Consider the following 26,254-nt stretch of genomic DNA (forward strand, 5'->3'; position numbering starts at 1 on the left):
CGTGATGGAAAAGCCGCGCCTGCCCGATTGCGCGCGCCTGCCCCAGGCGCTGCGCGCGGACCTGTCCGACGCCTTCCTGGAACAGGTGAAGGCGCGGCTGGGCGCCAGCACGCAACTGCACGCGCACCCGCGCGTGCCGGCCGGCGGCCTGCCCAAGACGCAGGCCCTGCAAAAGCTGGCGCGGGCGGGCGATCCCGGCGCCGTGGAATTCCGCGCGGCCGCGATCACCGTGCAGGTGGCGGAGGACCCAGCCGATCCCGACGTGCCGCCCTGCACCCTGTGCGGCGACTGCATGACCGGCTGCAACGTCGGCGCCAAGAAATCGCTGGACACCACGCTGCTGCGCGAAGCCTGGCGCAAGGGCGCGGAGATCTACACCGGCGGCAGCGTGCTGCGGCTGCGGCGCAGCGGGGTGAAGGACGCGCGCTGGAGCGTGAGCACGGTCTACACCGACGAGTCGCTGCGCCGGCGGCACAAGCCACTGGACATCCTGGCGCAGCGCGTGATCCTGGCCGCGGGCACGCTGGGCAGCACGGAGATCCTGCTGCGCTCGCGCTCCTCCTCCCTGCTGTTCTCCCGCAAGCTCGGCGAGCAGTTCTCCTGCAACGGCGACAACCTGGTGGCCGTGCACGACGGTCCGGACCGCGTGCACGCGACCACGCGCGAATGCGAGCCGCTGCGCGAGCGGCAGGTGGGGCCGACGATCACCGCGGTGGCCGACCTCAAGGGCGTGCTGCTGCAGGAATTCGCGGTGCCCGCGCCCCTGAAGCGGCTGTTCGAGGAAACGGTGACCACCGCCCGCCTGCTCGACGACCTGGGCCGGCCGCCGAAGGGCTCACGGACCGGGCCCGACGGCTGCGATTCCTTCGGCGTCGATGCCGCGGCCATGGAACGCACGCTGCTGCTGGGCGTGATCGGCCATGACGAGAGCTGCGGCCGGCTGGTGCTCGACGAGCCGCGGCGGCGCGACGACCGCCGGCAGGCCGAGGGCAGGCTGGAGGTCCGCTGGCCGGAGGTGCGCCACGCGCACCAGCTGGAACACGGGTTCGCGGCGGCGAAGGCTCTGGCCGACCGCGCCCAGGGTGCGCAGGCCAGCGTGCTGCCCAATCCGCTGTGGCGCCTGCTGCCGCGCGACATGGAATTCCTGGTGCAGGGCGAGCGCGGCCCGGTGCTGACGGTGCATCCGCTCGGGGGCTGTCCCATGGGCGAGTCGGTGGAGGACGGCGTGGTGGACGATCGCGGCCGCGTCTTCGATGCGGACGCGGGCGAAGGCGGCGGCGGCGCGCGTGTGCACGAGGGCCTGGTGGTGCTGGACGGGTCCGTCGTGCCGGCGTCGCTGGGGGCCAATCCGGCGCTCACCATCGCCGCCGTCGCCCAGCGCGCGGCCGGCCTGCTGGCCACCGATTGGGGCCTGGCGCCGGCGGCCGCGCCGCTGCGCGCGCTGCCGCGCCGTCCGGTGTTCCGCCCGCCCGAGCAGTGCACGCCGCCCAAGCCGCGCGAAACCGAGGTGGAACTCGCCGAGCGGCTGATCGGCCGCTCGGGCAAGTACCTGGTGGAGCTGACCCTGCGCTACGCGCCGGCCACCGTCGCCGCCATGATGTCGGGCGAGCGGCCCAAGCTGCAGGTGGACAGCAAGCGCTCCTTCATGCGCGTGTTCGCCGGCGACGAGGAAACCCGCCGCCGGCTCATCACCTGGTCGGAACCGCGCCGCGACGACCAGGCGCTGGTGGTGGCGCGCGTGCAGGGGGACCTCGACCTGCTGCGGCAGGAGCCGGGCACGCTCGGCTGGCGCAAGTGGAAGGCCGCGTGGTGCTGGTTCGTCAACCGCGGCACGCGCGAGATCTGGGACGCCTACGTCGTGCGCACCGTGCAGCAGACGCTCAAGCCCTCGCAGTTCCTGGCCGCGGCGGCGCGCGCCGCGGAGGCGCGCTGCTTCGACTACACCGTGCAGGTGGGCGACATCGTCAAGCCGTCCGCGGACGGCCCCGCGCTGCTGAAGACCGGCGACACGCTCAAGGGCGCCAAGCGGCTCACCTATGGGCTGTACAGCAACCCCTGGCGCCAGCTGACCGAGATGAGGCTCACGCAATGGCCGGCCCGGCTCGGCGCCGGCACGCTGACGCTGGACGGCCGCTTCCTCGCGCGCCAGGGCTTTCCGCTGGTGCGCATCACGCGGCAGGAGAACCAGATCGTCGCGCTGGCGGAACTGGCTTCGTGGGCGGCCTGCTGGATGCGCATGCTGGCCAGCATCCACCTGTGGTCCTTCCGCTCCCCCGACCCGGCGCCCGCCGTGCGCCCCGCCTTGCTGCCTTCGTCCCTGCCGACGCGGCTGCCGGCGCCGCAGATCGAGGAGATCGAACTCGAGCCGCCGCGGCAGGGCGTCGCCGTGCGCCTGCGCCTGACGCGCTATGCGCGCCCCGAGGGACGGCCGGTCGCGCTGATCCACGGCTACAGCGCCAGCGGCACCACCTACACCCACGATGCGCTGCCCAAGCCGCTCGCGCTGCACCTGTACGAGCGCGGGCACGACGTCTGGGTGCTGGACCTGCGCACCAGCGCCGGCATGCCCTCGGCGCGCCTGCCCTGGCACTTCGAGGACGCCGCGCTGGCCGACATCCCGGTGGCGATCGCGCGCATCCGGGCCATCACGCGGGCGCCCACGGTGGACGTGTTCGCCCACTGCATAGGCGCGGTCATGCTCAGCACCGCGCTGCTCACGCACCACACCGACCTGTGGAAGTTCGACCTGGTCGACCCCGGCGGCGAGGGCCCGCGGGCGAAGCGCTATCCCGGGGAGCTGCAGGCGCTGCGCGGCAGCATCGGCCGCGTCGTGCTCTCGCAGAAAGCGCCCGCGCTGGTGTACAGCGACGCCAACGTGCTGCGCGCGTATTTCATGCGCGCGCTGCGGCAGGTGATCCTGCCGGAGGACTACCAGTTCAACGTTCCTGCCCAGACGAAGGGCGTGGGCGGCGGGCTGATGGACCGCGTGCTGGCCACCATGCCTTACCCGAACAGCGAGTTCCGCCGCGAGAACCCCTTCCTGCCGCCGTGGAAGCGCGCGCCCTGGGCGGCCTTCCGCCACCGCATGGACGCCCTGTACGCGCGCGACTTCAGCCTGGGCAACGTCACCGGCAAGACGCTGCGCGCGATCCACGACCTGTTCGGCCCGCTCAACCTGGACACGGTGGCGCAGGCGATCCACTTCGCGCGCACCAACACCATCACCGACGCCGCCGGCCGCGCGATCGACACCCAGGGCGCGACCCTGGCCGAGCGCTGGCCGCGGCAAGGCACGCTCAGCATCCACGGCGTGGACAACGGCCTGGCCGACGTCGCCACGCTCGACGTCTTCGAGCGGCAGATGCAGCGCGCCGGCGTGCCGCTGCAGGTGCGGCGCGTGGCCGGCTACGGCCACCAGGACTGCCTGATCGGCCGCCATGCCGAACGCGACGTCTTCATCCACATCTCGGAATTCCTGGAGCAGCGCCATGACGAACCCGAGCCGCAGCTGGCTGTGGCAGACCCCGTCGAACGGACTGGTGCACAAGCAGGGTAGCTGGTACGCCTGCGCCGACCGCACCCTGGGCGATGCCTGGGGCCTGCTCGCGCCGCTCCAGCGCGACGGCGAAGGCGCCTGGCAGGTCGCCGGCGGCGACGACGCCGAGTTCACCCTGCACCGCGTGACGGTCGACCACCTGCGCGAGCTGCCCATGCCCGCGCAATCCGAGGCGGAGCGCCTGGTCTGCCTGCTGCGCTACGACCACCCCGACGAACGTCCCGGCTCCTTCGCCTCCGCCTTCGCGCCCGCGCGCGCGGCGGCGCAGCGCAAGGGCGCGCACAAGGCGGCGGCGGACGACAAGGTGGCCGGCGCGGACCTGGACGCCGCGCTGCAGGAACTGCGGCGGCAGCTGGGCGACGACCTCGAGCGGCAGTTCCTCAGCCCGCCCGCGCCCAGGCCGCAGGCCCAGGCCGCGGCGAGCCGCGCCGTCCTGCCCGCGGGCCAGGGCGAGGTCTTCACCTTCGCCTTCGCGAGCTGCCAGTACCCCTCGGGCATGCTGGACCGGCTGCCCGCACTGCGTTCCTTCGAGGCGATCGCGCGCCGCTTTCCCGGCGGCACGGGGCTGCCGACGCGCCTGCTGCTGCTGGGCGACCAGGTGTACACGGATGCCACCTACGGGCTGCTCGATCCCGCGCGGCTGGACGACCGCTACCGCCTGCCGTACGAGCAGCTCACCTGCTGCGACGGCCCGTGGGCGTGCGTGCCGCAGGACCTGAAGCGCGTGACCTGCATGACGCTGGACGACCACGAGATCGCCGACGACTGGGAGCCCTGGTTCCCCGGAGCCACCGGCGAGCAGTACAAGCGCGGCCTGGCCGCCTACTGGCGCTACCAGCGCGGCGAGGAAACGCCGCCGGATCACCTGTGGACCACGCAGCCCGAGCCCTGGGAGCCGCAGGAGGGCTGGCGCCTGTTCATGGCCGACACGCGCACGGCGCGCGAGTATCGCAGCGAGGAAACGCTGGCCGAAGCCACCATCCTCGGGCGCAAGCAGACGGAGAGCCTGGAGGCCTGGCTGGCGGAGGCGCCCCCGCAGGACCTGAAGATCGTCAGCTCCGCGGCGATGCTGCTGCCGCGCACGCGCATCTTCCAGGACACGCCGCTGCGGCTGGACAACTGGCAGGGCTACCCGGCCTCGTTCCAGCGCCTGCTGGCTTTCATCTGCGACCACGGGCTGCGCAACCTGGTCTTCCTTTCCGGTGACCTGCACCTGGGATGCAGCGCGCGCATTCGCGTGCGCAACCGCGCCAGCGGCCAGGAAGCGGAGTTCCAGTCGCACCACGCGCCGGCGCTCTACGCGCCCTACCCCTTCGCCAACGAGACGCGCTGGAACCTGCTGCTGGAGGACGGCTTCAGCTTCACGCGCGAAGCGGGCGGCCAGGCGAGCACCTACGACGTCAGCGTCAGCGGCCACACCCTCGGCGAGGGGGTCCACGGCTGCGGGATCCTGCAGGCGCGCCGCAACGGGGCGGGCTGGAAGATCGAGGCCGACTTCCTGCGGGCCTAGGAGGACGCGCTAGGAGATGCGCACGCCCTGCTCCGCGGCCATGTACACGGCCTCGGTGCGGTTGCGGGTGCCCAGTTCCTGGTAGATGGCGCGCAGGTGCGTCTTGACGGTGCCGTCGCTGATCCCGAGTTCGCGGGCGATCAGCTTGTTGGAGCTGCCGCGCAGCGCGGCGCGCAGCACGTCGGCCTGCCGTTCGGTCAGCGAGGGGAAGGCATCGCGCACGTCGCGCGTGTGGATCGGCGCCATGCCGCCGGTGGGCAGGTAGACGCCGCCGTCGGCGATGGTCTTGACCGCCAGCATCAGCTGCGCCGGCGGCGAGTCCTTGGGGATGAAGCCGGCGGCGCCCAGGTCCACCGCGCTGCGCACCAGCTCCGCGTTGCGGTCGCCGGAGAGCACCACCACGCGCGTGAGCGGCGCCGATTCGCGCAGCGCCTCCAGCGCGCGGGCGCCGGCCAGGCCGTCCATGTGCCAGTCCATCAGGATCAGGTCGAAATTGGCGCCGCGGGTGGCGGCCAGGGCCTCTTCGGCCGAGGCGGTCAGGGTGACTTCCATGCTGGAGTCCAGCTTTTCCAGGAGGAGGCGCAGCCCTTCCCGGAAGAGGGAGTGGTCATCGCATACCAGAACTCGCATGAAGGCCTCCTATTGCCCGTACTGCAGGATAGCGGGAGGACCCGATCCGACCAAACGACCGCGCGATCTTGCCCGGCCGCGCCGCCGGGCGCGTCTCCCCATCGGGAGACCGATCCTAGCTCTGCACGAGGCGCTTGGACTTGGAAATCGACATCAGGATTCCCAGCCCCATCCCCAGCGTCACCATGGCCGTGCCGCCATAGCTGATGAAGGGCAGCGGCACGCCCACCACCGGCAGGATGCCGCTGACCATGCCCATGTTCACGAAGGCATAGGTGAAGAAGATCATGGTCACCGCGCCGGCCAGCAGGCGCGAGAACAGCGTCGGCGCCTCCAGCGCGATCGCCAGCCCGCGCAGCACCAGGAACAGGAAGGCGGCGATCAGGAACAGGGTGCCCAGCAGGCCGAACTCCTCGGAGTAGGCCGCGAAGATGAAGTCGGTGGTGCGTTCGGGGATGAACTCCAGGTGGGTCTGGGTGCCCTGCATGAAGCCCTTGCCGAACAGGCCGCCGGAGCCGATGGCGATCATGCCCTGGATGATGTGGAAGCCCTTGCCCAGCGGGTCGCGCGTGGGATCCAGCAGCGTGCAGATCCGCTGCTGCTGGTAGTCGTGCAGGATGAACCAGCGCACCCCGTCGGCGCACAGCGTGTCGCCGAAGATCACCAGCAGCGCGATCGCCACCACGCCCACCAGGAAGGGCGGGATGATCAGCTTCCAGGACAGGCCGGCGAAGAAGATCACCGACAGCCCGGCCATCAGCACCAGCAGGGAGGTGCCCAGGTCCGGCTGCTTCATGATCAGGCCGACGGGCACCGCCAGCAGCACCACGGCGACGATGAAGTCCAGCGGCCGCAACTGCCCTTCGCGCTTCTGGAACCACCAGGCCAGCATCAGCGGCATGGCGATCTTGAGGATCTCGCTCGGCTGGATCACCACGCCCACGTTGACCCAGCGCCGAGCGCCCTTCTTGGTGATGCCGAACACGGCCACCGCCACCAGCAGCGCCACGCCCACGATGTACAGCGGCACCGCGAAGCTCATCAGCCGCTGCGGCGGGATCTGGGCGATGACGAACATGATGCCCCCGGCCAGCAGCATGTTGCGGCCGTGGTCGAGGAAGCGGCTGCCGTGGTCGAAGCCGGAGCTGTACATGGTCAACAGCCCGGCGCACGCCAGCAGGAAGACGGCGAAGGCCAGCGGCCCGTCGAATCCCTGGAGCATGGGGGAAAAACGGTGGCGGAGGGACGGCTTATCGAAGACTGCGGCCATCCGGGGATTATCTCCCGCCCCTCATCCGAATGGCCGTAGCCGGGGAGACCCGGCTGCTAACATGCCGCGCAACCCATGAACATCCTCGTCGTCGACGACCACCCCTGTACCGCAGCGGCGTCGTGTACACCCTGCAGAACACGGGCATGGACGTCCATGTCATCGAGTGCTCGGTTCTGGAAACCGCCTTCCAGCGCATGGACGACGGCCTGGCCGTCGACCTGACGATCCTGGACCTGCAGATGCCGGGCTACCACGGGCTGGACTCGCTGCGTGCCATGCGCGGCCGCCGGCCGGAAGTGCCGGTGCTGGTGCTGTCCGGCAACGAGGATCCCGCCATCGTGCGCGAATGCATCGACCTGGGCGCCTACGGCTTCGTGCCCAAGTCGGCGCCCAGCGACCAGTTCCATGCCGCGCTGTCGCTGGTGCTCTCCGGCGGCGTCTACCTGCCGCCCACCAGCCTGAGCGTGGGCATGCCGGCCACCCGGGCCCAGCAGGACGCGTGGAGCCGCCTGGGCGCCCACCTCACCGAGCGCCAGCGCCAGGTGCTGCTGGGCATCGTCCAGGGCAAGCCCAACAAGGTGATCGCGCGCGACCTCGGCTTGTCCGACACCACGGTGAAGTCGCACGTGGCGCACATCCTCGATGCGCTGGTGGTGTCCAACCGCACCGAGGCGGTCTACGCGCTGGCCCGCGCCGGCGTGAGCATCCGCGACCTGCAGGCTTCCTCGCCCGACTCCGTGTTCTGAGGCTCAGGCCAGGTCGCCGGACTGCGTCACGTCGTTGCCCGGGAAGGCCGCGCGCACCGCGTCCAGCAGGCGGTCCGGTGTCACCGGCTTCTGCAGCACCGGCAGGTTCAGCCCGCGTTCCAGGATGTCCGGCTCGCCCGAGATGATCCACGCCGGAACCCAGCCGTATTCCGCCCGCACCGCGTCCACCGCCTCCACGCCCGTCCCCTCGGCCAGCCGGAAGTCGGCCAGCATCAGGTCCGGCGGGCGGTCCGCATGGCGCAGCACGTCCTGCAGCTGCGCCAGCGAAGCGGCCTGCGCCACGCGCGCGCCCGCTTCCACCAGCCAGGCGGAAAGCGCGTCCCGCGTGAGGCGGTCGTTCTCGAGAACCGCGACCAGCCGGCCGTGCAGCAGCGCCTCGCAGTGGCGCTGCCGGCGCGGCGGCTCGGCCGCCAGTCCTTCGGCGGCGAGCGGCAGCCGCAGCGTCACCTTCGTGCCCTGGCCCGGTTCCGACTCCAGGCGCAGGCCCGCCTGCATCAGGTCGGACATGTGGCGCGAGATGGCCAGCCCCAGGCCGATGCCCTCGGCCTCCGCCAGGGTGGCCGAGCGGCCGCGGAAGAAGGCGTTGCAGGCCTGCTCCAGGTCCTCGCGTTCCATGCCCACGCCCTGGTCGCTCACGCTCACGCCGACGGCGTCGCCCTCGCGCTTCACCCGCAGCACGATCTCGCCGCGCAGCGAGTACTTGAAGGCGTTGTCCAGGAAGTTGCGCAGCATGCGCTCCAGCAGCACGGGGTCGGCGGACACGGTGCAGGACTCCTGCACGTCCATGCGGAAGCGCAGGCCGCGCGCCGCGCACTTCTCGGCGAAGCCCGACACCGCGGCGGCGAGCAGCCGGTCCAGGTCCACCGGCTGCACCACCGCCTTCATGGTGCCGGCGTCGATCTGCGCGAAGTCCACCAGGTGGCGGAACATGCCGTCGATGGATTCGCCGGTGCGCACGATCTGCTGCGCCATCGCGTCGCGCCGGCCGGGATCGCTGGACCGGCGGAAGATGTCGGTGAGGAACATCAGCGCCTGCACCGGCTGCCGCATGTCGTGGCTGGCCGCCCCCAGGAAACGCGAGCGCGCCCGCTGCGTCTCCTGCTGCTTCTGCAGGCTCTCCCGCAGCTGCTGCACCAGCACCGCGTTCTGCTGCGCCGCCTCCACCGCGTCGCGCAACTGGGCCTGCACGATGCGCGCCAGGCGGATCAGCATCGGCGCGCCCAGCAGCATCGCCGCCGCGATCAGCAGCAGCTCGCGCAGGCCGGTGTGGCCCACCCACCCGAGGTACACCGTGGACAGGCAGGCCGCCAGGTACAGCGCGTACACGCGCGGCTGCACCGCCAGCACCGCCACGGCCAGGCAGACCCAGCCGACGGTGATGATGGTCAGCACGCCGAGGTCCGCCACCGACAGGGCGCGCGAGAACAGCGGGACCGACAGCGTCGTGATCCAGCTGGTGAGCGCCGCGACCACGGCGATGCGGTGCAGCGTGTGCTCGGTGGCGCCGTGCTTCTGCACCAGGCGGTGGAAATAGGGCTGGCGCACCACCATGCCGAGCGCGACCACCAGGTACCAGGCGAGGAAGGCTGCCCAGCCCACCGCCGGCACGAAGATCACGCCCAGCGTCGCTCCCATGAGCAAGGCAGTGGCCGCCCCGGCCCGGGTCTGGGCGAGGATCATGGCCACGCTGCGCTTGACCAGTTCCGTGGACACGTCGGAGCCGGTCGCCGCTGATTGTTCCTGGTCCGCCAACAGCTTCTCCGCTCCTAGGAGTTTGGCTTAAGGACGCATGTTTGGCCAAAGCCGCACGCAGGGCCTCTACCATCCGACGGATGGACACCTCCCACCTGTTGTATTTGCACGGCTTCCGCTCCTCGCCGCGCTCCTTCAAGGCGCAGATGGTGGAAGCGCAGGTGCGGCTGCGCCACCCCGAAGTCACCTGGTACTGCCCGCAGCTGCCGCCCTCCCCGAAGGCGGCCATGGAGATGGTGCAGCAGGCCATCGCCTCCTGGCCGCGCGAGCGCATGGCCGTCGCCGGCTCCTCGCTGGGCGGCTTCTACGCGACCTGGGTGGCGGAGAAGACCGGCTGCCGCGCCGTGCTGCTCAATCCGGCCGTGGACCCGGCGCGCGACCTCGGGCGCTACGTGGGCGAGCAGACCTCCTGGCACGATCCCTCGGAGCACTTCTACTTCGCGCCCGGCTACGTGGACGAACTGCGCGCGCTGGAAAAGGGCCCGGTGCGGCACCCCGACCGCTACTTCGCGGTCATCGCCAAGGGCGACGAAGTCCTGGACTGGCGCGAGATGACCGGCCGCTACCCGGGCATCCGCATGAAGCTGCTGGAGGGCGGCGACCACGCGCTGTCGGACTTCGACCGGCACATCGAGGAAGTGCTCGCTTTCCTGGGGCTGGCGTAGGCGCGGCCGGCGCAGGCCGGGCCGGGGATGGGGCATGGGACAATCCGCCCCATGTTCGTGCTGTTTGAAGATGCCGGGAAGTTCCTCGCCGGCCGGGTGCTGTCCGAAACCGACGCCTCGGCGCAGGTGGAGCTGGAAAGCGGCAAGCGGGTCAAGGTCAAGACCGCCAACGTCCTGCTGAAGTTCGAGAAACCCCAGCCCCAGGAACTGCTGCGCGAGGCGCAGGAGGTGGCTTCCGGCATCGAGCTGGACCTGGCCTGGGAGTTCGCGCCGGAGGAGGAATTCGCCTTCGGTGACCTGGCGCGCGAGTACTTCAGCGCCCAGGCCACCCTGCCGCAACAGGCCGGCGCGCTGCTGCGCCTGTTCGAGGCGCCGCACTACTTCCGCCGCGCCGGCAAGGGCCGGTTCCGGAAGGCGCCGCCGGAGATCCTGCAGCAGGCGCTGGCCGGCATCGAGAAGAAGAAGCAGCTGCAGGCGCAGATCGGCGCCTGGGCGGCCGAACTCGCCTCGGGCAGCTGCCCGCCGGCGATCCGCGAGCAGCTTTACCGCATCCTGTTCAAGCCGGACAAGAACGCGCCCGAATACAAGGCGGTGGTGGAGGCTTCGCGCAGCACGCAGACCGCGCCGCTCACGCTGCTGCAGAAGGCCGGCGCGATCACCTCGCCCTACCAGTTCCACTGGAAGCGTTTCCTCCTGGAGTACTTCCCCAAGGGGACCGGCTTCCCGCCGGTGGCAGCGCCCGCGATCAAGGACGACCTGCCGCTGGCCCCCGTGCAGGCCTTCTCGGTGGACGATTCCAGCACCACGGAAATCGACGACGCGCTGTCGGTGCAGGGGCTGGGCAGCGGCACGGTCACGGTCGGCATCCACATCGCGGCGCCCGGCCTCGCCATCCAGGCCGGCGCCCCGCTGGACCAGATCGCGCGCCAGCGGCTTTCCACGGTCTACATGCCGGGCCACAAGATCACCATGCTTCCGGACGACGTGGTGCAGGCCTACACGCTGATGGAAGGGCGCGACTGCCCCGCGGTGTCGCTGTACGTGCAGTTCGACGAGGCCTCCCTGGAGATCCAGGCGAGCGAGACGAAGCTGGAGCGCGTGCCGATCGCGGTGAACCTGCGGCACGACCAGCTCGATGACTCCCTGACCGAGTCCTTCCTGGAAAGTCCCAGCGCGCCGGAAGACGCGGTGCCCACGCCGGCGACGCGCTTCCACGCGGAACTGTGCTTCCTGTTCCGCCTGGCCAGGCAGCTCAAGGCGCAGCGCGAGGTGGTGCGCGGCAAGCCGGAGAACTTCAACCGGCCCGACTACAACTTCCGCGTGCCTGCCGCACCGGAAGGCGGCCCGGTGGGCGAGGAGGCCGTGGAGATCTCCGTGCGCAAGCGCGGCGCCCCGCTGGACCTGATCGTGGCCGAGGCCATGATCCTCGCCAACAGCACCTGGGGCCTGTGGCTGGCCGACATCGGCGTGCCCGGCGTGTACCGCAGCCAGGCCAGCCTGGCGCCGGGCGTGAAGGTGCGCATGGGAACCAAGGCCCAGCCCCACGCCGGCATCGGCGTCAAGGCCTATGCCTGGAGCACCTCGCCGCTGCGCCGTTACACCGACCTGGTGAACCAGTGGCAGATCATCGCGGCGGCCCGCCACGGCCGTACCGCGGCGCTCGCCGCCCCCTTCAAGCCGAAGGACGCGGAGCTGTTCTCCGTCATTTCCGCCTTCGACGCGGCCTACGGCGCCTACAACGCGCACCAGGCGGCGATGGAGCGCTTCTGGACCCTGAAGTACCTGCAGCAGCAGGAGATCCGCGAGCTGGAAGCCACGGTCTTCAAGGAAGGCCTGGCGCGGGCCGACACCCTGCCGCTGGTGCTGCCGGTGCTGGGCACCGGCGACCTGCCGCGCGGCGCGCGGGTGCGCGTGAAGCTGGGCGAGATCGACCTGATCACGCTGGACGTGAGCGGCACGGTCGTCCAGCGGCTGGACTCGGCGCCCGAGGCCGCAGTGTCGGCGGAGGACGACACCGAAGAGGAAACGGTCGCAGGTCCGATTGCGATCGCGGTGGATGTCACGGACACTTCCGGGGACGAAGCCGCCGCGGCAGCCGCTGCCGCCGATAATTAGCCCGAAGTGAACCTGAAGTCCCTGAGCACCCTGCAGATCGCGCTGGGCGTGTCGCTCCTTGCCCACGCAGCCGTGCTGTTCGTGCGGATCGTCGATCCCGAGGGCTTCAACCGCGTGTTCCAGGACACGCCGCTGGAAGTGGTGCTGGTCAACGCCCGCAGCAACGAGAAGGTGGACCGCGCGCAGGCCATCGCCCAGGCCTCGCTGGCCGGCGGCGGCGAGGCCGAAAAGGGCCGCGCCACCTCGCCCCTGCCGCCCTCGGCGCTCACCAGCGTCGGCGACGCCGCCGAGGACGAACTGAAGAAGATCGACGAGATGCAGCAGCAGCAGATGCTGATGCTCGCCCAGATCAAGAGGACGCTGGCCTCCATGCCGCCGGCCGACCCCAAGGAGGTCAAGACCAACCCGGAAGCCGCCGCGCGCGAGGAGAAGCGCCGCCACCTGGTGAAGCTGCTCGCCGAGATCGAGAGGCGCATCAACGAGGAAAACGCGCGGCCCAAGAAGCGCTACATCAGCCCCTCCACGCGCGAGGAGGTGTACGCGGTCTACTACGACAAGCTGCGGCGCAAGATCGAGGACCGCGGCACGCACAACTTCCCCGAGCTGGCCGGGCGCAAGCTCTATGGCGAGCTGACCATGATCGTCACCGTCAACCACGACGGCCGCGTGCTGGAGACCGAAGTGGTGGAGACCTCCGGCAACCGCGTGCTCGATCGCCGCGCCGCCACCATCGCGCGCGCGGCCGGGCCCTTCGGCCGCTTCAACGAGGGCATGCGCCGCCGGGCCGACCAGATCGTGGTCGTGTCGCGCTTCAAGTTCACGCGCGACGACACGCTCGAGACCAAGCTCACCAACCGCTGACGCCGCCGTGGACCGTTACTGCGTCATGGGCCATCCCGTGGAACACAGCAAGTCGCCGTGGATCCACGCGCGCTTCGCCGCGCTCACCGGCGAGCCGGTGGAATACGGCAAGCGCCTGATCGGGCTGGACGAATTCCCCGCGGCCGTGCGCGCCTTCATCGCCGAGGGCGGCAAGGGCTGCAACATCACCGTGCCCTTCAAGTTCCAGGCCGCCTCGCTGGTGAGCGAGCGAGCGCGCGCGCGCGGCGCTGGCCGATGCCTGCAACATCCTGAGCTTCCGCCAGGGCCGCATCGCCGGCGACAACACCGACGGCATCGGCCTGGTGAAGGACCTGGAGCACAACGCGGGCGTGCAGCTGGCGGGCCGCGAGGTGCTGCTGCTGGGCGCCGGTGGCGCCGCAGCGGGCGTGCTGGGCCCGCTGATCGATGCCCGCCCGGCGCGCATCGTGCTGGCCAACCGGACGCTGGCCAAGGCGCAATCGCTGGTCGACCGGCATGCGACGCTGGCCTCGGCCGAAGGCGTGCAATTGCAGGCCTGCGCGCTCGATGACGTGCCGGGACGCTTCGACGTGGTCATCAACGGAACGGCCAGCAGCCTGAGCGGCGGCGGCGTGCCGGTGGACGCACGCGTGCTGAAGCCGGGCGCACTGGCGTACGACATGATGTACGGACCCGCCGCGCAGGGCTTCCTGCAGTGGGCGCGAGAGCACGGCGCCGTGGGCCGCGACGGCCTGGGCATGCTGGTGGAGCAGGCGGCCGAAGCCTTCCTGATCTGGCGCGGCGTGCGGCCGCCCTCGGGACAGGTGCTGGCGGAACTGCGGCTGGAGCTGGAGCGATGAAGGCCATCCTGCGCTGGGTCGCGCTGGTGCTGCTGGCCTTCGTCGCGCTGCAGCTGTTCTTCGTGGGCCGCATCGCCGCGATGGTGGTGCTGGATCCGGAATCGACCACCTTCCAGCGCTCGGAAGCCTTCCGCATCGCCAGCGAGAAGCACCGGCTGCCCTGGCGCCAGCGCTGGGTGCCCTACGCGCAGATCTCGGACAACCTCAAGCGCGCGGTGATCGCTTCCGAGGACGGCAGCTTCGTCAACCACGACGGCGTGGACTGGGACGCGCTGGAGAAGGCGTGGGAACGCAATGCGAAGGCGGAGCGCAGGCGGCCAGGCGCGCGCAGCTGGTGCCCTCGCGCGCCAGGCCGCCGAAGATCGTGGGCGGCTCCACCATCAGCCAGCAACTGGCGAAGAACCTGCTGCTGTCCGGCGAGCGCAGCCTGGCGCGCAAGGGCCAGGAGTTCGTCCTCACGATGGTGCTGGAGCACACGCTGAGCAAGCAGCGCATCCTGGAGATCTACCTGAACAACGTGGAATGGGGCGAAGGCGTGTTCGGCGCCGAGGCCGCCGCGCAGCACTATTTCCGCAAGCCGGCCAGCCGCCTGGGCGCCTACGAAGGCGCGCGGCTGGCGGTGATGCTGCCGCAGCCCAAGCGCTTCGAGAAGATGCCCGGCTCCAGCTACCTGGCCGGCCGCACCTCCACCATCGTCGCGCGCATGCGCGACGCCGAGCTGCCTTGAAGGCTGCCCTGTCCCCGTGGGCCGCCAGCGCCCTGGGATGGTTCCTGCTGAAACTCGTGCGCGTGCTGACCGGCGCCCAGGCGCGCTGGTACGGCTGCCCGCCGCAGGCCGAACAGCGCATCTACTTCGCCAACCACCAGAGCCACGCCGACCTGGTGATGATCTGGGCCGCGCTGCCGCACGAGCTGCGCAGCATCACGCGGCCGGTGGCCGCCAGGGACTACTGGACGAAGACCCCGGTGCGTGAGTGGATCACCACCGCCGTCTTCAACGCGGTGTACGTGGACCGCGAGCGCAAGGGCGACAGCGACCCGCTGCTGCCACTGGAGCAGGCGCTGGCCAGCGGCGACTCCATCATCCTGTTCCCGGAAGGCACGCGCGGCGACGGCGAGGAGCCGCAGCCCTTCAAGTCGGGGCTGTACACGCTGGCGCTGAAGTTCCCGCACGTGGTGCTGGTGCCCGCATGGATCGACAACATCCAGCGCGTGATGCCCAAGGGGGAAGTGGTGCCGGTGCCCATCCTGTGCTCGGTGACCTTCGGCGCGCCCGTGCGCGTCGAGCCCGGCGAGGAGCGGCGCGCCTTCCTGGACCGGGCGCGGGCCGCGGTGGTGGCGCTGCGCGACGTATGAACGACTACCTGCGCAGCCTCACCCCCACGCAGCAGGTCGGCACGCTGTTCATCGCGGTGTTCGGCGTGCTGGTGCTCACCAGCATGGCCGTCTTCCTGCTCACGCTGCGCGAGCGGCGCACGGCGCACGACGAGACCTGGCAGACCGAGTTGCACAACTTCCGCGAACTGCTCGCGACTTCCTGGGTGATGGTGATCGTGTTCTGGGTGGCCTGGGCGAGCGGCGAGACCCTGGCCACGCTGCTGTTCGCGGTCATCGCCTTCTTCGCGCTGCGCGAATTCATCACGCTGTCGCCCACCCGCCGCGGCGACCACCGCAGCCTGGTGCTGGCCTTCTTCGTCGTGCTGCCGGTCCAGTTCTGGCTGGTCGGCACGCGCCACTTCGACCTGTTCACCGTGTTCGTGCCGGTGTACGTGTTCCTGGCGATCCCGGTGGCCAGCGCGCTGTCGGGCGATCCGCAGCGCTTCCTGGAGCGCAACGCCAAGCTGCAGTGGGGCATCATGGTCTGCGTGTACGGCATGAGCCACGTGCCCGCCCTGCTGCTGCTGCAGTTCCCGCGCCGCAACTACGAGGGCAAGCAGGCCTTCCTGGTGTTCTTCCTGGTGATCGTGGTGCAGACCTGCATGCTGGTGCAGCACCTGGTCATGCGCCGGCTGCGCCGGCCGCCCAGCCTGCCCGGCATCAGCAGCAGCTTCCACTGGGAAAGCTGGAGCTGGGGCATCATCGCCGGCAGCACCCTGGGCGCCCTGCTCTCCTTCATCACGCCCTTCAAGCCGCTGCAGGCGCTGGTGACGGCCTTCATCGCCTGCGTGGCCGGCTCGCTGGGGCACCTGGTGATGAAGGCGCTGAAACGCGATCGCGGCGTGACGGCCTGGGGGCCGCGTGGGAAGTCCGTTACCGGCGCCAACGGCCTGCTCGATCGCATGGACGCGCTTTGCTTCGCCGCGCCGATCTTCTTTCACTCGGTGCGCTGGTACTTCGGCGCCTGAGCCTTAAGATCGCAACCATGCGCATCCTTGGCATCGATCCCGGCCTGCAGACCACGGGTTTCGGCGTGGTCGACTTCGAAGGACACGCGCTGCAATACGTCGCCAGCGGCACCATCACCACCACGCACCTGGCCCGCGGCGACCTGCCGGCGCGGCTGAAGGTGCTGTACGACGGCATCGGCGAGCTGCGCACGCGCTACCAGCCGGACGCGGCAGCCATCGAGATCGTGTTCGTGAACGTCAACCCGCAGTCCACGCTGCTGCTCGGGCAGGCGCGCGGCGCCTGCGTGACGGCGCTGGTCGCCTGCAACCTGTCGGTGGCGGAATACACGCCCATGCAGATGAAACAGGCGATCGCAGGCACCGGGCGGGCGGCCAAGGCGGAGGTGCAGCAGATGGTGAAGCGGCTGCTGCAGCTGCCGGGGCTGCCGGGGAAGGACGCGGCGGATGCGTTGGGGTTGGCCATCACGCATGCGCATGCGGCGGTGGCGACGGCGCGGCTGCAGGCGGCTGGGAATCTCGTTCGACGCAATACCGGAGCGTACAAGACGGGCCGGGTCTTGTAGGCTGGCGGTGAGCGCAGCGAACCCCAGCCTACGAGAAGAATCGGTCGAGGGTCAGCGCGAGGAAGAATCCCAGCGCCGCCAGCACCGTCCACTTGAAGATCACGATGCCGAGCCGCTTGTACCTGGCATTGCCTGTGCCCGCATAGAGCGCGAACAGCACTGCGGATGCCACCAGCAGCAGGAGGACGAGCGTCCGGACGACGGCCATGCGCCTACCAGGCGCGGGCGACCTGCGCGAAGCCGGCGGGAGCGTCGCGTTCGTCGCCGAAGCTCACGACCTCGTAGGCGTCCTGGTCGGCCAGCAGTGCGCGGATCAACTGGTTGTTGAGCGCGTGGCCGGAACGGAAGGCGCTGTAGGCGGCCAGCAGGGGCTTGCCGACCAGGTACAGATCGCCCATGGCGTCCAGGATCTTGTGCTTCACGAACTCGTCGTCATAGCGCAGGCCCTCCGCGTTCAGCACGCGGTAGTCGTCCACCACGATCGCGTTGTCCATGCCGCCGCCCAGGGCCAGGCCGCGCGAGCGCATCATCTCGACGTCCTTGGTGAAGCCGAAGGTGCGGGCGCGGGCGATGTCGCGCGAGTAATGGCCCGAGCTCAGGTCGAACTCGTAGCGCTGGCCGGTGGAGTTCACCACCCGGTGGTCGAAGTCGATCTCGAAGCCCAGCTTGTAGCCGTGGTACGGGTCCAGCCGCGCCCACTTCAGGTTCTCGCCCTCGCCTTCGCGGATCTCCACGGGCCGCAGCACGCGGATGAAGCGGCGCGGCGCGTTCTGCTGTTCGATGCCCGCGCTCTGCAGCAGGAACACGAAGGACGCGGACGAGCCATCGAGGATGGGAACCTCTTCGGCCGTGATGTCCACGTACATGTTGTCCACGCCGAGGCCGGCGCAGGCGGACATGAGGTGTTCCACGGTGTGCACCTTGGCGCCGCCATTGGAGATGGTCGAGGCCATGCGCGTGTCCGTCACGGCCTGGGCGGACACGGGGATGTCCACCGGCTGGGGCAGGTCCACGCGCCGGAACACGATGCCGGTGTCGGGCTGCGCCGGCCGCAGCGTCATCTCGACCCGCTGGCCGCTGTGCAGGCCCACGCCGACGGCCTTGGTCAGGGTCTTGAGGGTGCGTTGCCGGAGCATGGACGCGATTCTAGAGGCGCCCGCGTTTCCGCCCCTTTGGCTTTCCGCATGTCCCCGATAGAGCCAGCCCATTGCCTCAGCCTCCGCCCGCGCCGTAAAGCGCTGATGAAGCGACCGCAAAGGGAAACGGGCCCCTGGGGGCCCGTTGCGTGCAGGCGACTTCGTCACTCAATCCGCCTGCTTGCGCAGGAAGGCCGGGATCTCGAAGTCGTCCATCCCGCCGCTGGAGAGGGCGTCCACCTTGGCCGCCGCCTGCGTGCGGTTGGTGCGCCAGACGCTGGGCACCGCCAGGCCGCCGTAGTCCGGCTGCTGGGGCGGCGTGACGCCGGCCGACTGCATCTCGCGGGTGACGATTGCGCCCGGGCCGGCCACCGCGTTGTGGATGGTCGGCACGTTGAAGGGCACGTTGTCGGTGCCGGTGCGCAGCACCTGCAGGGGCGGCGCCGTGCGGCGCTGCTGGCCCTGGCGCGACAGGCCGGTGGCCACCACCGTGACGCGGACCTGGTCGCCCAGCTCGTCGTCGTAGGCGGTGCCGTAGATCACGTGCGCGTCCGGCGAGGCGTAGGCGCGGATGGTGTTCATCGCCAGCTTGGACTCCGACAGCTTCAGGCTGCCCTTGGCCGCGGTGATCAGCACCAGCACGCCCTTGGCGCCCGAGAGGTCGATGCCTTCCAGCAGCGGGCAGGCCACCGCCTGTTCGGCGGCGATGCGGGCGCGGTCCGGGCCGGCGGCGATCGCCGTGCCCATCATCGCCTTGCCCGGCTCGCCCATCACCGTGCGCACGTCCTCGAAGTCCACGTTGACGTGGCCGGGGACGTTGATGATCTCGGCGATGCCGCCCACGGCGTTCTTCAGCACGTCGTTGGCGTGCGCGAAGGCCTCGTCCTGGGTGACGTCGTCGCCCAGCACTTCCAGCAGCTTCTCGTTCAGCACCACGATCAGCGAGTCGACGTTGGCTTCCAGCTCGGACAGGCCGTTGTCGGCGTTGGTCATGCGGCGGCCGCCTTCCCAGTCGAAGGGCTTGGTCACCACGCCGACCGTGAGGATGCCCATCTCCTTGGCCACGCGCGCGATCACCGGCGCGGCGCCGGTGCCCGTGCCGCCGCCCATGCCGGCCGTGATGAACAGCATGTGCGCGCCCGAGATCGCCTCTCGGATGCTCTCCACCGCCAGTTCCGCGCACTCGCGGCCCTTTTCCGGCTTGCTGCCGGCGCCCAGCCCGCTGCCGCCCAGCTGGATGTGCTTGTGCGCCGAGCTGCGCGCGAGCGCCTGGGCATCGGTGTTGGCGCAGATGAACTCCACGCCCTGCACGTTGCGCTCGATCATGTGCGCCACGGCATTGCCCCCGCCACCGCCCACGCCGATCACCTTGATCTGCGTGCCCTGGTGGAACTCCTCGACTTCGATCATTTCGATGCTCATTGCGTACTCCTGATTCGTTGCAGTTGCCACTGACTGGTTTGTTGGTATTGCGTCATCAACGCAGGAACGGTGGATCGGTGCACCGACTTCGCTCCTTTCTGCGGGGTGGACTCCCGCGCGCCAGCCACAAGCGGTAGGGACTCATGTCAGAAGTTCCCCACGATGAAATCCTTGATGCGCCCGAAAGCGGTCTTGACCGAGCCGTGCTGCTGCGCGACCTTGATGCCGCGCACGCGCGCCAGCCGCGCCTCCTCCAGCAGCCCCATGACCGTCGCGGCGCGGGCTGCGCCACCATGTCCGACAGCGCGCCGACGTAGCGGGGCAGGCCGCGCCGCACCGGTTTCAGGAAGGAAGATGTCCTCGCCCAGTTCGACCATTCCCGGCATGACCGCGCTGCCGCCGGTGATGACGATGCCGGAGGACAGCACTTCCTCGTAGCCCGACTCGCGCACCACCTGCTGCACCAGCGAGAAGATCTCCTCGACGCGCGGCTCGATCACGCCGGCCAGGGCCTGGCGCGAGAGCATGCGGGGCCCGCGGTCGCCCAGCCCCGGCACTTCGACCTGGGTCTCGGGGTCGGCCAGCAGCTGCTTGGCGAAGCCCGATTCCACCTTGATGTCCTCGGCGTCCTTGGTCGGCGTGCGCAGCGCCATCGCGATGTCGCTGGTGATCAGGTCTCCGGCGATCGGGATCACGGCGGTGTGGCGGATCGCCCCACCGGTGAAGATCGCCACGTCGGTGGTGCCGGCGCCGATGTCCACCAGCGCCACCCCGAGTTCCTTCTCGTCTTCCGACAGCACGGCGCTGCTGGAGGCCAGCGGGTTGAGCAGCAGTTGCTCCACCTCAGGCCGCAGCGGCGCACGCACTTGATGATGTTCTCGGCCGCGCTCTGGGCGCCGGTGACGATGTGCACCTTGGCTTCCAGCCGGATGCCGCTCATGCCGATCGGCTCCTTCACGTCCTGGCCGTCGATCACGAATTCCTGCGGCTCCACCAGCAGCAGGCGCTGGTCGGTGGAGATGTTGATCGCGCGCGCCGTCTCGACCACGCGCGCCACGTCGGCCGGCGTCACCTCGCGGTCCTTCACCGCCACCATGCCGCTGGAGTTGATGCCGCGGATGTGGCTGCCCGTGATCCCCGTGTAGACGCGGGTGATCTTGCAGTCCGCCATCAGCTCGGCTTCCTTGAGCGCCTGCTGGATGCTCTGGACGGTGGCGTCGATGTTCACGACGACGCCGCGCTTCAAGCCGTTGGACGGGGCGACGCCCAGCCCCGCGAGCTTGAGTTCGCCGCCCGGCATGACCTCGGCCACCACCGCCATCACCTTGGCCGTGCCGATGTCGAGTCCGACGACGAGATCCTTGTAGTCCTTGGCCATCCTCGTTCGTTCCTCAGTTCCTCTTGGTGACCGCGTCCTGCGTGGTCACTCCCCTCAACTTCACCGCGTAGCCATCCGTGTGCCGCAGGTCCGCGGTCACCAGGGCCTCGGGCCTGCGGCCGTACTTCGCCGTCACCTGCGTGAGCGTCTGCGCGAAGCGCTGGCTGCGCGCCAGCACTTCCTCCGTCGTTCCCCGTCCCAGTTCCACCGTCGCACCGCTGTCCAGGTGCAGCGACCAGCCGCCGCGACCGCTCAGCACCACCTGCTCGATGCCCAGCTCGAGCCGCTCCAGCAGGGGCTTGAGGCCGCGGTACATCGCCAGCACCTGCGCCGCCGACCCGTCGGGGCCCACCAGGCGCGGCATGTCGTCCTGCTCCACGTCGCCCGGGTTGGCCTCGAACACTTCGCCGAAGGTGTTGACCAGGCGCGACTCCGAGTCGCCGCCCCAGAAGGCCTGCGGCTCGTGCTCCTGCAGTTCCACCCGCAGCCGGTTGGGGAACTGGCGCTTGACGATCGCCTGCCGCACCCAGGGCACGGCCTCGAAGGCCTCGCGGGCCTTCTGCAGGTCCACCGTGAAGAAGTTGCCGGCCAGCCGCGGCGCCACGTTCGCGCGCAGCGTCGCCGCGCTGTTGTGCGACACGTCCCCGTGCACCACGATGCCGCCGATGGCGAACACCGGATGGCGCAGCGCCCACCAGCCCAGCGCCGCCGCCAGCAGCAGGCCGCAGGCGACGAACAGCACCGTGGCGGTGATGTGCATCAGCCTGACGTCCACCGGGACCGACGGCGCCTTCTTCCTCATGCCTTGGCAGCTCCCTGTTCGTGGTCGAGCGCGGCGTCCGCCAGCAGCTGGAGGCACAGGTCCTCGTAGCTGATGCCCGCCGCGCGCGCCGACATCGGCACCAGCGAATGGCCGGTCATGCCGGGCGAGGTGTTGATCTCCAGCAGGTAGGGCTTGCGCGTGCTGCCGTCGATCATCACGTCGATGCGGCCCCAGCCGCGGCAGCCGAGCACGCGGTAGGCCTTCACCACCAGTTGCTGGATCGCCTCTTCCTCGCCCTTGGGCAGGCCGCAGGGCACCAGGTACTGGGTGTCGTCGGTGAAGTACTTGTTCTGGTAGTCGTAGTTGCCTTCCGGCGCCACGATGCGGATCACCGGCAGCGCGCGCGCGCCCTCGCCGCTGCCCAGGATCGGGCAGGTCACCTCGTCGCCGGCGATGAACTGTTCGCACAGCACGTCGGCATCGAGCGCCGCGGCGGCATCCACCGCCGCGCGCATGTCCTTGGGATCCAGCACCTTGGCCACGCCGATCGAGGAACCCTCGCGCGCCGGCTTGACGATCAGCGGCAGGCCCAGGTCCGCGTGCAGGCGCCCGACGTCCTGGTCACCGTAGGCGCCGCGGCGCAGCAGCGTGTAGCGCGGCGTCGGCACCCCTTCGGCCAGCCATACGCGCTTGGTCATCACCTTGTCGATGGAGATCGCCGAAGCCATCACGCCCGAGCCGGTGTACGGGATGCCGAGCAGCTCCAGCGCGCCCTGCACCGTGCCGTCCTCGCCGAAGCGGCCGTGCAGCGCGATGAAGCAGCGCTGGAAGCCTTCGCGCTTGAGTTCCACCAGGTCGCGCTCCGCCGGGTCGAAGGCATGCGCGTCCACGCCGCGCGACTGCAGCGCCTTGAGCACTCCGCCGCCCGACATCAGCGAGATGTCGCGCTCCGCCGACTTGCCGCCCATGAGGACGGCGACCTTGCCGAAGTCCCTGGCGTTCATGCGCGGCCTCCCATCTCGACCACCTTCGCCGGCACGGCGCCGATGGAGCCGGCGCCCATGCACATCACCACGTCGCCGTCGCGGGCGGTGTCCAGGATGGCTTGCGGCAGGTCCGCGATGTCGGCGACGAACTGCGGCTCCACCTTGCCGGACACGCGCACGGCCCGCGCCAGCGAGCGGCCGTCGGCGGCCACGATCGGTTCCTCGCCGGCCGAGTACACCTCGGCCAGCAGCACGGTATCGGCCGTACCCAGCACCTGCACGAAGTCCTCGAAGCAGTCGCGGGTGCGCGTGTAGCGGTGCGGCTGGAAGGCCAGCACGATGCGCTGCCCGGGGAAGGCGCCGCGCGCGGCGGCCAGCGTGGCGCGCATCTCCACCGGGTGGTGGCCGTAGTCCTCGATGATGGTGAACTTGCCGCCGCCCTGGGCCGCCGGCACCGGCACCTCGCCGTAGCTCTGGAAGCGACGGCCGACGCCGCGGAACTCCGACAGCGCCTTCATCACCGCGTCGTCCGGGATGTTCAGCTCGACGCCGATCGCGATCGCCGACAGCGCATTGAGCACGTTGTGCATGCCCACCAGGTTCAGCTTCACGTGCATGTCGGGCAGCGTGACGCCATTGCGCCGCTGCACGGTGAAGTGCATCTGCGGGCCGACCGCCTTCACGTCCACGGCGCGCACCTGCGCGTCCTCGCGCAGTCCGTAGGTGGTCACCGGGCACTGCACCTCGGGGATGATGGAGCGCACCGCTTCGTCGTCGATGCACAGGATCGCCGTGCCGTAGAAGGGCATGCGCTGCAGGAAGGTGACGAAGGCCTTCTTCAGGTTGTTGAAGTCGTGGCCGTAGGTGTCCATGTGGTCGGCGTCGATGTTGGTCACCACCGCCATCACCGGGAACAGGTTCAGGAAGGACGCATCGGACTCGTCGGCCTCCACCACGATGTAGTCGCCCGAGCCGAGCTTCGCGTTGGCGCCGGCGCTGTTCAACTTGCCGCCGATCACGAAGGTGGGGTCCAGGCCGCCTTCGGCCAGCACGCTGGCCACCAGGCTGGTGGTCGTGGTCTTGCCGTGCGTGCCGGCGATCGCGATGCCCGATTTCAGGCGCATCAGCTCCGCGAGCATCACGGCGCGCGGCACGATCGGGATCTTGCGCTTGCGCGCCGCGACCACCTCCGGGTTGTCCTGCTGCACCGCCGTCGACGTGACGACGGCGTCGGCGCCGATCACGTTGGACGCGCCGTGGCCGACGAAGGTCTGGATGCCCAGCTCCGACAGGCGCCGCAGCGTGGGGCTGTCGGCGATGTCGGAGCCGGAGATCAGGTAGCCGAGGTTGCGCAGCACTTCGGCGATGCCGGACATGCCGGCACCGCCGATGCCTACGAAGTGGATGTGTTTGATGGCGTGTTTCATCGTGCGAGGGCCTCGCAGGCGGCGACCACCTGCTCGGTCGCCTGGGTCTTTTCGAGTTTCTTGGCCGCCGCGGCGCACCGCAGCAGTTCGGCGCGATCCAGCTCCTGCAGGAAGGTGGACAGCGATTCGGGCGTGAGTTCGCTTTGCGGGACGAGCCAGCCGCCGCCGGCATCGACCAGGAATTTCGCGTTGGTGGTCTGGTGGTCGTCCACCGCATGCGGGAAGGGCACGAACAACGCGGGCGCGCCGACGGCGGCGAGCTCCGTCACGGTGCTGGCACCGGCACGGCAGATCACCAGGTCGGCTTCGGCATAGGCGCTCGCCGTGTCGTCGATGAAGGGCGTGAGTTCCGCTTCGACGCCCGCCGCCGCGTAGTTCGCGCGCAGTTCGTCGATCTGCTTCGCGCCGCTCTGGTGCAGCACACGCGGCCGTTCTTCCGGCGCGATGCGCGCCAGCGCTTTCGGGACGATCTCGTTCAGCGCCCTGGCGCCCAGGCTGCCGCCCACCACCAGCAGCTTCAGCGGCCCGTGGCGGCCGGCGAAGCGCGCTTCCGGCGGCGGCTGGCGCAGGAAGGCCTCGCGCAGCGGATTGCCCACCCACTCGCCCTTGGCGATCACCTGCGGGAAGGCGCTGTACACGCGGTCGGCGACGCCGGCCAGCACCTTGTTGGCCATGCCGGCCACCGAGTTCTGCTCGTGCAGCACCAGCGGCTTTCCCAGCAGCACGCTCATCATGCCGGCGGGGAAGGTGATGTAGCCGCCCAGGCCGACCACCACGTTCGGCTGCACGCGCCGCACACCACCTGGATGCTTTGCCAGAAGGCGCGCAGCAGCTTCAGCGGCAGCAGCACCAGCGTGCGGATGCCCTTGCCGCGCACGCCACCGAAGGCGATGGTCTCCAGCGGGAAGCCGCGCGGCGGCACCAGCTGGCTTTCCATGCTGTCGGGCGCGCCCAGCCAGTGGACACGCCAGCCGCGCGCGCGCAGCGCCTCGGCCACGGCCAGGCCGGGGAAGATATGGCCGCCGGTGCCGCCCGCCATCACGAGTGCCGTGCGTTCGCTCATGTGCGGCCTCCGCGCATCAGCGTGCGGTTTTCATGGTCGATGCGCAGCACCACCGCGATCGCCACCACGTTCATCAGCACGGCGGAGCCGCCGTACGACATCAGCGGCAGCGTCAGCCCTTGGTCGGCAGCGCGCCCAGGTTCACGCCCATGTTGATGAAGGCCTGGAAGCCGATCCAGATGCCGACGCCCTGCGCCACCAGGCCGGCGAACACGCGGTCCAGCGCGATCGCCTGCCGGCCGATGTGCATGATCCGGCGCGTCATCCACAGGAACAGGCCGATCAGGGCCACCACGCCGACCAGGCCGAACTCCTCGCCGATCACGGCCAGCAGGAAGTCGGTGTGCGCCTCCGGCAGCCAGTGCAACTTCTCGACGCTGCCGCCGAGGCCGACGCCGAAGATCTCGCCGCGGCCGATGGCGATCAGCGAGTGCGACAGCTGGTAGCCCTTGCCCAAGGCGTGCTTCTCGCTCCAGGGATCGAGGTAGGCGAAGATGCGCTCGCGCCGCCAGTCCGACAGCGCGATCATCAGCATGAAGGCGACGGTGATCACCGCCGCGATCAGGAAGAACATGCGCGCGTTCACGCCGCCCAGGAACAAGATGCCCATCGCGATCACGGCGATCACCATGAAGGCGCCCATGTCGGGCTCGGCCAGCAGCAGCACGCCGACGATGGCGACCGCGGCGGCCATCGGCAGCACGGCGCGGAAGAAGCGCTCCTTCACCTCCATCTTGCGCACCATGTAGTTGGCGGCATAGAGCAGCACGGCGAACTTCGCGAGCTCGGAAGGCTGGAAGGACGCGGGGCCCAGCGTGATCCAGCGGCGCGCGCCGTTGACGCCCTTGCCGATGTGCGGAATCAGCACCAGCACCAGCAGCAGCAGCGAGGCCACGAACAGCCAGGGCGCGATGCGCTCCCAGGTCTCCACCTTCACCTGGAAGGCCAGCAGGCCCACCACGAAGGACAGGCCGAGGTACAGCGCGTGGCGGCTGAGGAAGAAGGTGTGCGCGTAGCGTCCGAACTTCGGGTTGTCCGGCAGCGCGATGGAGGCCGAGTACACCATCACCAGGCCCCAGGCCAGCAGGGCGACGGTGACCCAGAGCAAGGCGGGGTCGAAGGAAGCCTGGCCGGCGGGATGACGGGACATGTCATGCCGGCCGGGCGCCGGCATCCAGGCAGAGTCCGGTCCGCTGCCGA

At 70.1% G+C, this 26,254-nt stretch carries 18 protein-coding genes and 5 pseudogenes; 11 read left to right on the top strand and 12 right to left on the bottom strand.

What is annotated here, in order from left to right:
* Positions 1-4: 4 nt before the first annotated feature.
* Positions 5-3,556, top strand: a complete 3,552-nt coding sequence (locus HK415_RS14020) for a GMC oxidoreductase (RefSeq protein WP_253262239.1) — start codon at positions 5-7, stop codon at positions 3,554-3,556.
* Entirely contained in the window at positions 3,489-5,066 is a 1,578-nt protein-coding gene (locus HK415_RS14025; protein ID WP_171560248.1) for an alkaline phosphatase D family protein, read from the top strand. The genes HK415_RS14020 and HK415_RS14025 overlap by 68 nt, the downstream gene beginning before the upstream one ends.
* A 9-nt stretch (positions 5,067-5,075) precedes the next feature.
* Here the strand turns inward: HK415_RS14025 and HK415_RS14030 are convergent, their stop codons facing one another.
* Together HK415_RS14030 and rodA are read right to left on the bottom strand one after the other, a co-directional pair.
* Entirely contained in the window at positions 5,076-5,696 is a 621-nt protein-coding gene (locus tag HK415_RS14030) for a response regulator (RefSeq protein WP_171560250.1), read from the bottom strand.
* A gap of 115 nt (positions 5,697-5,811) precedes the next feature.
* Positions 5,812-6,966 carry a rod shape-determining protein RodA gene (rodA, locus tag HK415_RS14035; RefSeq protein WP_171560252.1) on the bottom strand — a complete coding sequence of 385 codons (1,155 nt, stop codon included), beginning with the start codon at positions 6,964-6,966 and terminating at the stop codon, positions 5,812-5,814.
* Positions 6,967-6,995: 29 nt separating this feature from the next.
* Between rodA and HK415_RS14040 the strand changes: the two genes are divergently transcribed.
* The gene (locus tag HK415_RS14040) at positions 6,996-7,715 is read left to right on the top strand and encodes a response regulator transcription factor (protein WP_256373056.1); all 720 of its coding nucleotides are present in this window, start codon (positions 6,996-6,998) and stop codon (positions 7,713-7,715) included.
* Positions 7,716-7,718: 3 nt separating this feature from the next.
* Here HK415_RS14040 and HK415_RS14045 read toward each other — a convergent pair whose 3' ends face one another.
* The gene (locus HK415_RS14045; protein WP_171560256.1) at positions 7,719-9,488 is read right to left on the bottom strand and encodes an ATP-binding response regulator; all 1,770 of its coding nucleotides are present in this window, start codon (positions 9,486-9,488) and stop codon (positions 7,719-7,721) included.
* An 80-nt stretch (positions 9,489-9,568) separates the two neighbouring features.
* On the opposite strand from HK415_RS14045, the gene HK415_RS14050 reads away from it, so the two are divergent.
* The 8 genes and pseudogenes from HK415_RS14050 (at position 9,569) to ruvC (ending at position 16,879) form a co-directional block, all read left to right on the top strand.
* A complete protein-coding gene (locus HK415_RS14050; protein ID WP_171560260.1) occupies positions 9,569-10,153 on the top strand; it encodes a YqiA/YcfP family alpha/beta fold hydrolase in 585 nt (194 codons plus the stop codon).
* A 51-nt stretch (positions 10,154-10,204) separates the two neighbouring features.
* Entirely contained in the window at positions 10,205-12,268 is a 2,064-nt protein-coding gene (locus HK415_RS14055) for a ribonuclease catalytic domain-containing protein (RefSeq protein WP_171560264.1), read from the top strand.
* A 12-nt stretch (positions 12,269-12,280) separates the two neighbouring features.
* The gene (locus tag HK415_RS14060; protein ID WP_171563431.1) at positions 12,281-13,129 is read left to right on the top strand and encodes an energy transducer TonB; all 849 of its coding nucleotides are present in this window, start codon (positions 12,281-12,283) and stop codon (positions 13,127-13,129) included.
* Positions 13,130-13,154: 25 nt separating this feature from the next.
* Positions 13,155-13,968 (top strand): annotated as a pseudogene (gene aroE / locus HK415_RS14065) (shikimate dehydrogenase).
* Positions 13,965-14,695: pseudogene (mtgA, locus tag HK415_RS14070) on the top strand (monofunctional biosynthetic peptidoglycan transglycosylase). The pseudogenes aroE and mtgA overlap by 4 nt, the downstream one beginning before the upstream one ends.
* On the top strand, positions 14,692-15,324 hold the full coding sequence (locus HK415_RS14075) for a lysophospholipid acyltransferase family protein (protein WP_253261883.1): 633 nt from the start codon (positions 14,692-14,694) through the stop codon (positions 15,322-15,324). Before mtgA ends, HK415_RS14075 begins: the two are co-directional and overlap by 4 nt.
* The gene (locus tag HK415_RS14080) at positions 15,321-16,313 is read left to right on the top strand and encodes a phosphatidate cytidylyltransferase (protein ID WP_171560267.1); all 993 of its coding nucleotides are present in this window, start codon (positions 15,321-15,323) and stop codon (positions 16,311-16,313) included. The genes HK415_RS14075 and HK415_RS14080 overlap by 4 nt, the downstream gene beginning before the upstream one ends.
* Positions 16,314-16,330: 17 nt before the next feature.
* On the top strand, positions 16,331-16,879 hold the full coding sequence (gene ruvC, locus HK415_RS14085) for a crossover junction endodeoxyribonuclease RuvC (protein WP_171560269.1): 549 nt from the start codon (positions 16,331-16,333) through the stop codon (positions 16,877-16,879).
* A 28-nt stretch (positions 16,880-16,907) separates the two neighbouring features.
* Here the strand turns inward: ruvC and HK415_RS14090 are convergent, their stop codons facing one another.
* From HK415_RS14090 to ftsW, 9 genes and pseudogenes are all read right to left on the bottom strand, one after another.
* Positions 16,908-17,087, bottom strand: a complete 180-nt coding sequence (locus HK415_RS14090; RefSeq protein WP_171560272.1) for a hypothetical protein — start codon at positions 17,085-17,087, stop codon at positions 16,908-16,910.
* Between the two features lie 4 nt (positions 17,088-17,091).
* Positions 17,092-18,015 (bottom strand): UDP-3-O-acyl-N-acetylglucosamine deacetylase, encoded by a 924-nt coding sequence (gene lpxC / locus HK415_RS14095; RefSeq protein WP_171560275.1) that lies wholly within the window; start codon positions 18,013-18,015, stop codon positions 17,092-17,094.
* Positions 18,016-18,183: 168 nt separating this feature from the next.
* A complete protein-coding gene (gene ftsZ / locus HK415_RS14100) occupies positions 18,184-19,437 on the bottom strand; it encodes a cell division protein FtsZ (RefSeq protein WP_171560276.1) in 1,254 nt (417 codons plus the stop codon).
* A gap of 383 nt (positions 19,438-19,820) precedes the next feature.
* A pseudogene (gene ftsA, locus HK415_RS25200) lies at positions 19,821-20,815 on the bottom strand (cell division protein FtsA); the annotation flags it as partial.
* A 13-nt stretch (positions 20,816-20,828) separates the two neighbouring features.
* The gene (locus tag HK415_RS14110) at positions 20,829-21,617 is read right to left on the bottom strand and encodes a cell division protein FtsQ/DivIB (protein ID WP_171560279.1); all 789 of its coding nucleotides are present in this window, start codon (positions 21,615-21,617) and stop codon (positions 20,829-20,831) included.
* Positions 21,614-22,582: a D-alanine--D-alanine ligase gene (locus tag HK415_RS14115; protein ID WP_171560281.1), complete on the bottom strand. Its 969-nt coding sequence runs from the start codon at positions 22,580-22,582 to the stop codon at positions 21,614-21,616. Before HK415_RS14115 ends, HK415_RS14110 begins: the two co-directional genes overlap by 4 nt.
* Positions 22,579-23,991: a UDP-N-acetylmuramate--L-alanine ligase gene (murC, locus tag HK415_RS14120; RefSeq protein WP_171560284.1), complete on the bottom strand. Its 1,413-nt coding sequence runs from the start codon at positions 23,989-23,991 to the stop codon at positions 22,579-22,581. The genes HK415_RS14115 and murC overlap by 4 nt, the downstream gene beginning before the upstream one ends.
* A pseudogene (gene murG / locus HK415_RS14125) lies at positions 23,988-25,054 on the bottom strand (undecaprenyldiphospho-muramoylpentapeptide beta-N-acetylglucosaminyltransferase). Before murG ends, murC begins: the two are co-directional and overlap by 4 nt.
* Positions 25,051-26,228, bottom strand: a pseudogene (gene ftsW / locus HK415_RS14130) (putative lipid II flippase FtsW). The pseudogenes murG and ftsW overlap by 4 nt, the downstream one beginning before the upstream one ends.
* Positions 26,229-26,254 lie beyond the last annotated feature (26 nt).

Source organism: Ramlibacter montanisoli (genome assembly GCF_013087525.1).
In the GTDB taxonomy this organism is placed as follows: domain Bacteria; phylum Pseudomonadota; class Gammaproteobacteria; order Burkholderiales; family Burkholderiaceae_C; genus Ramlibacter; species Ramlibacter montanisoli.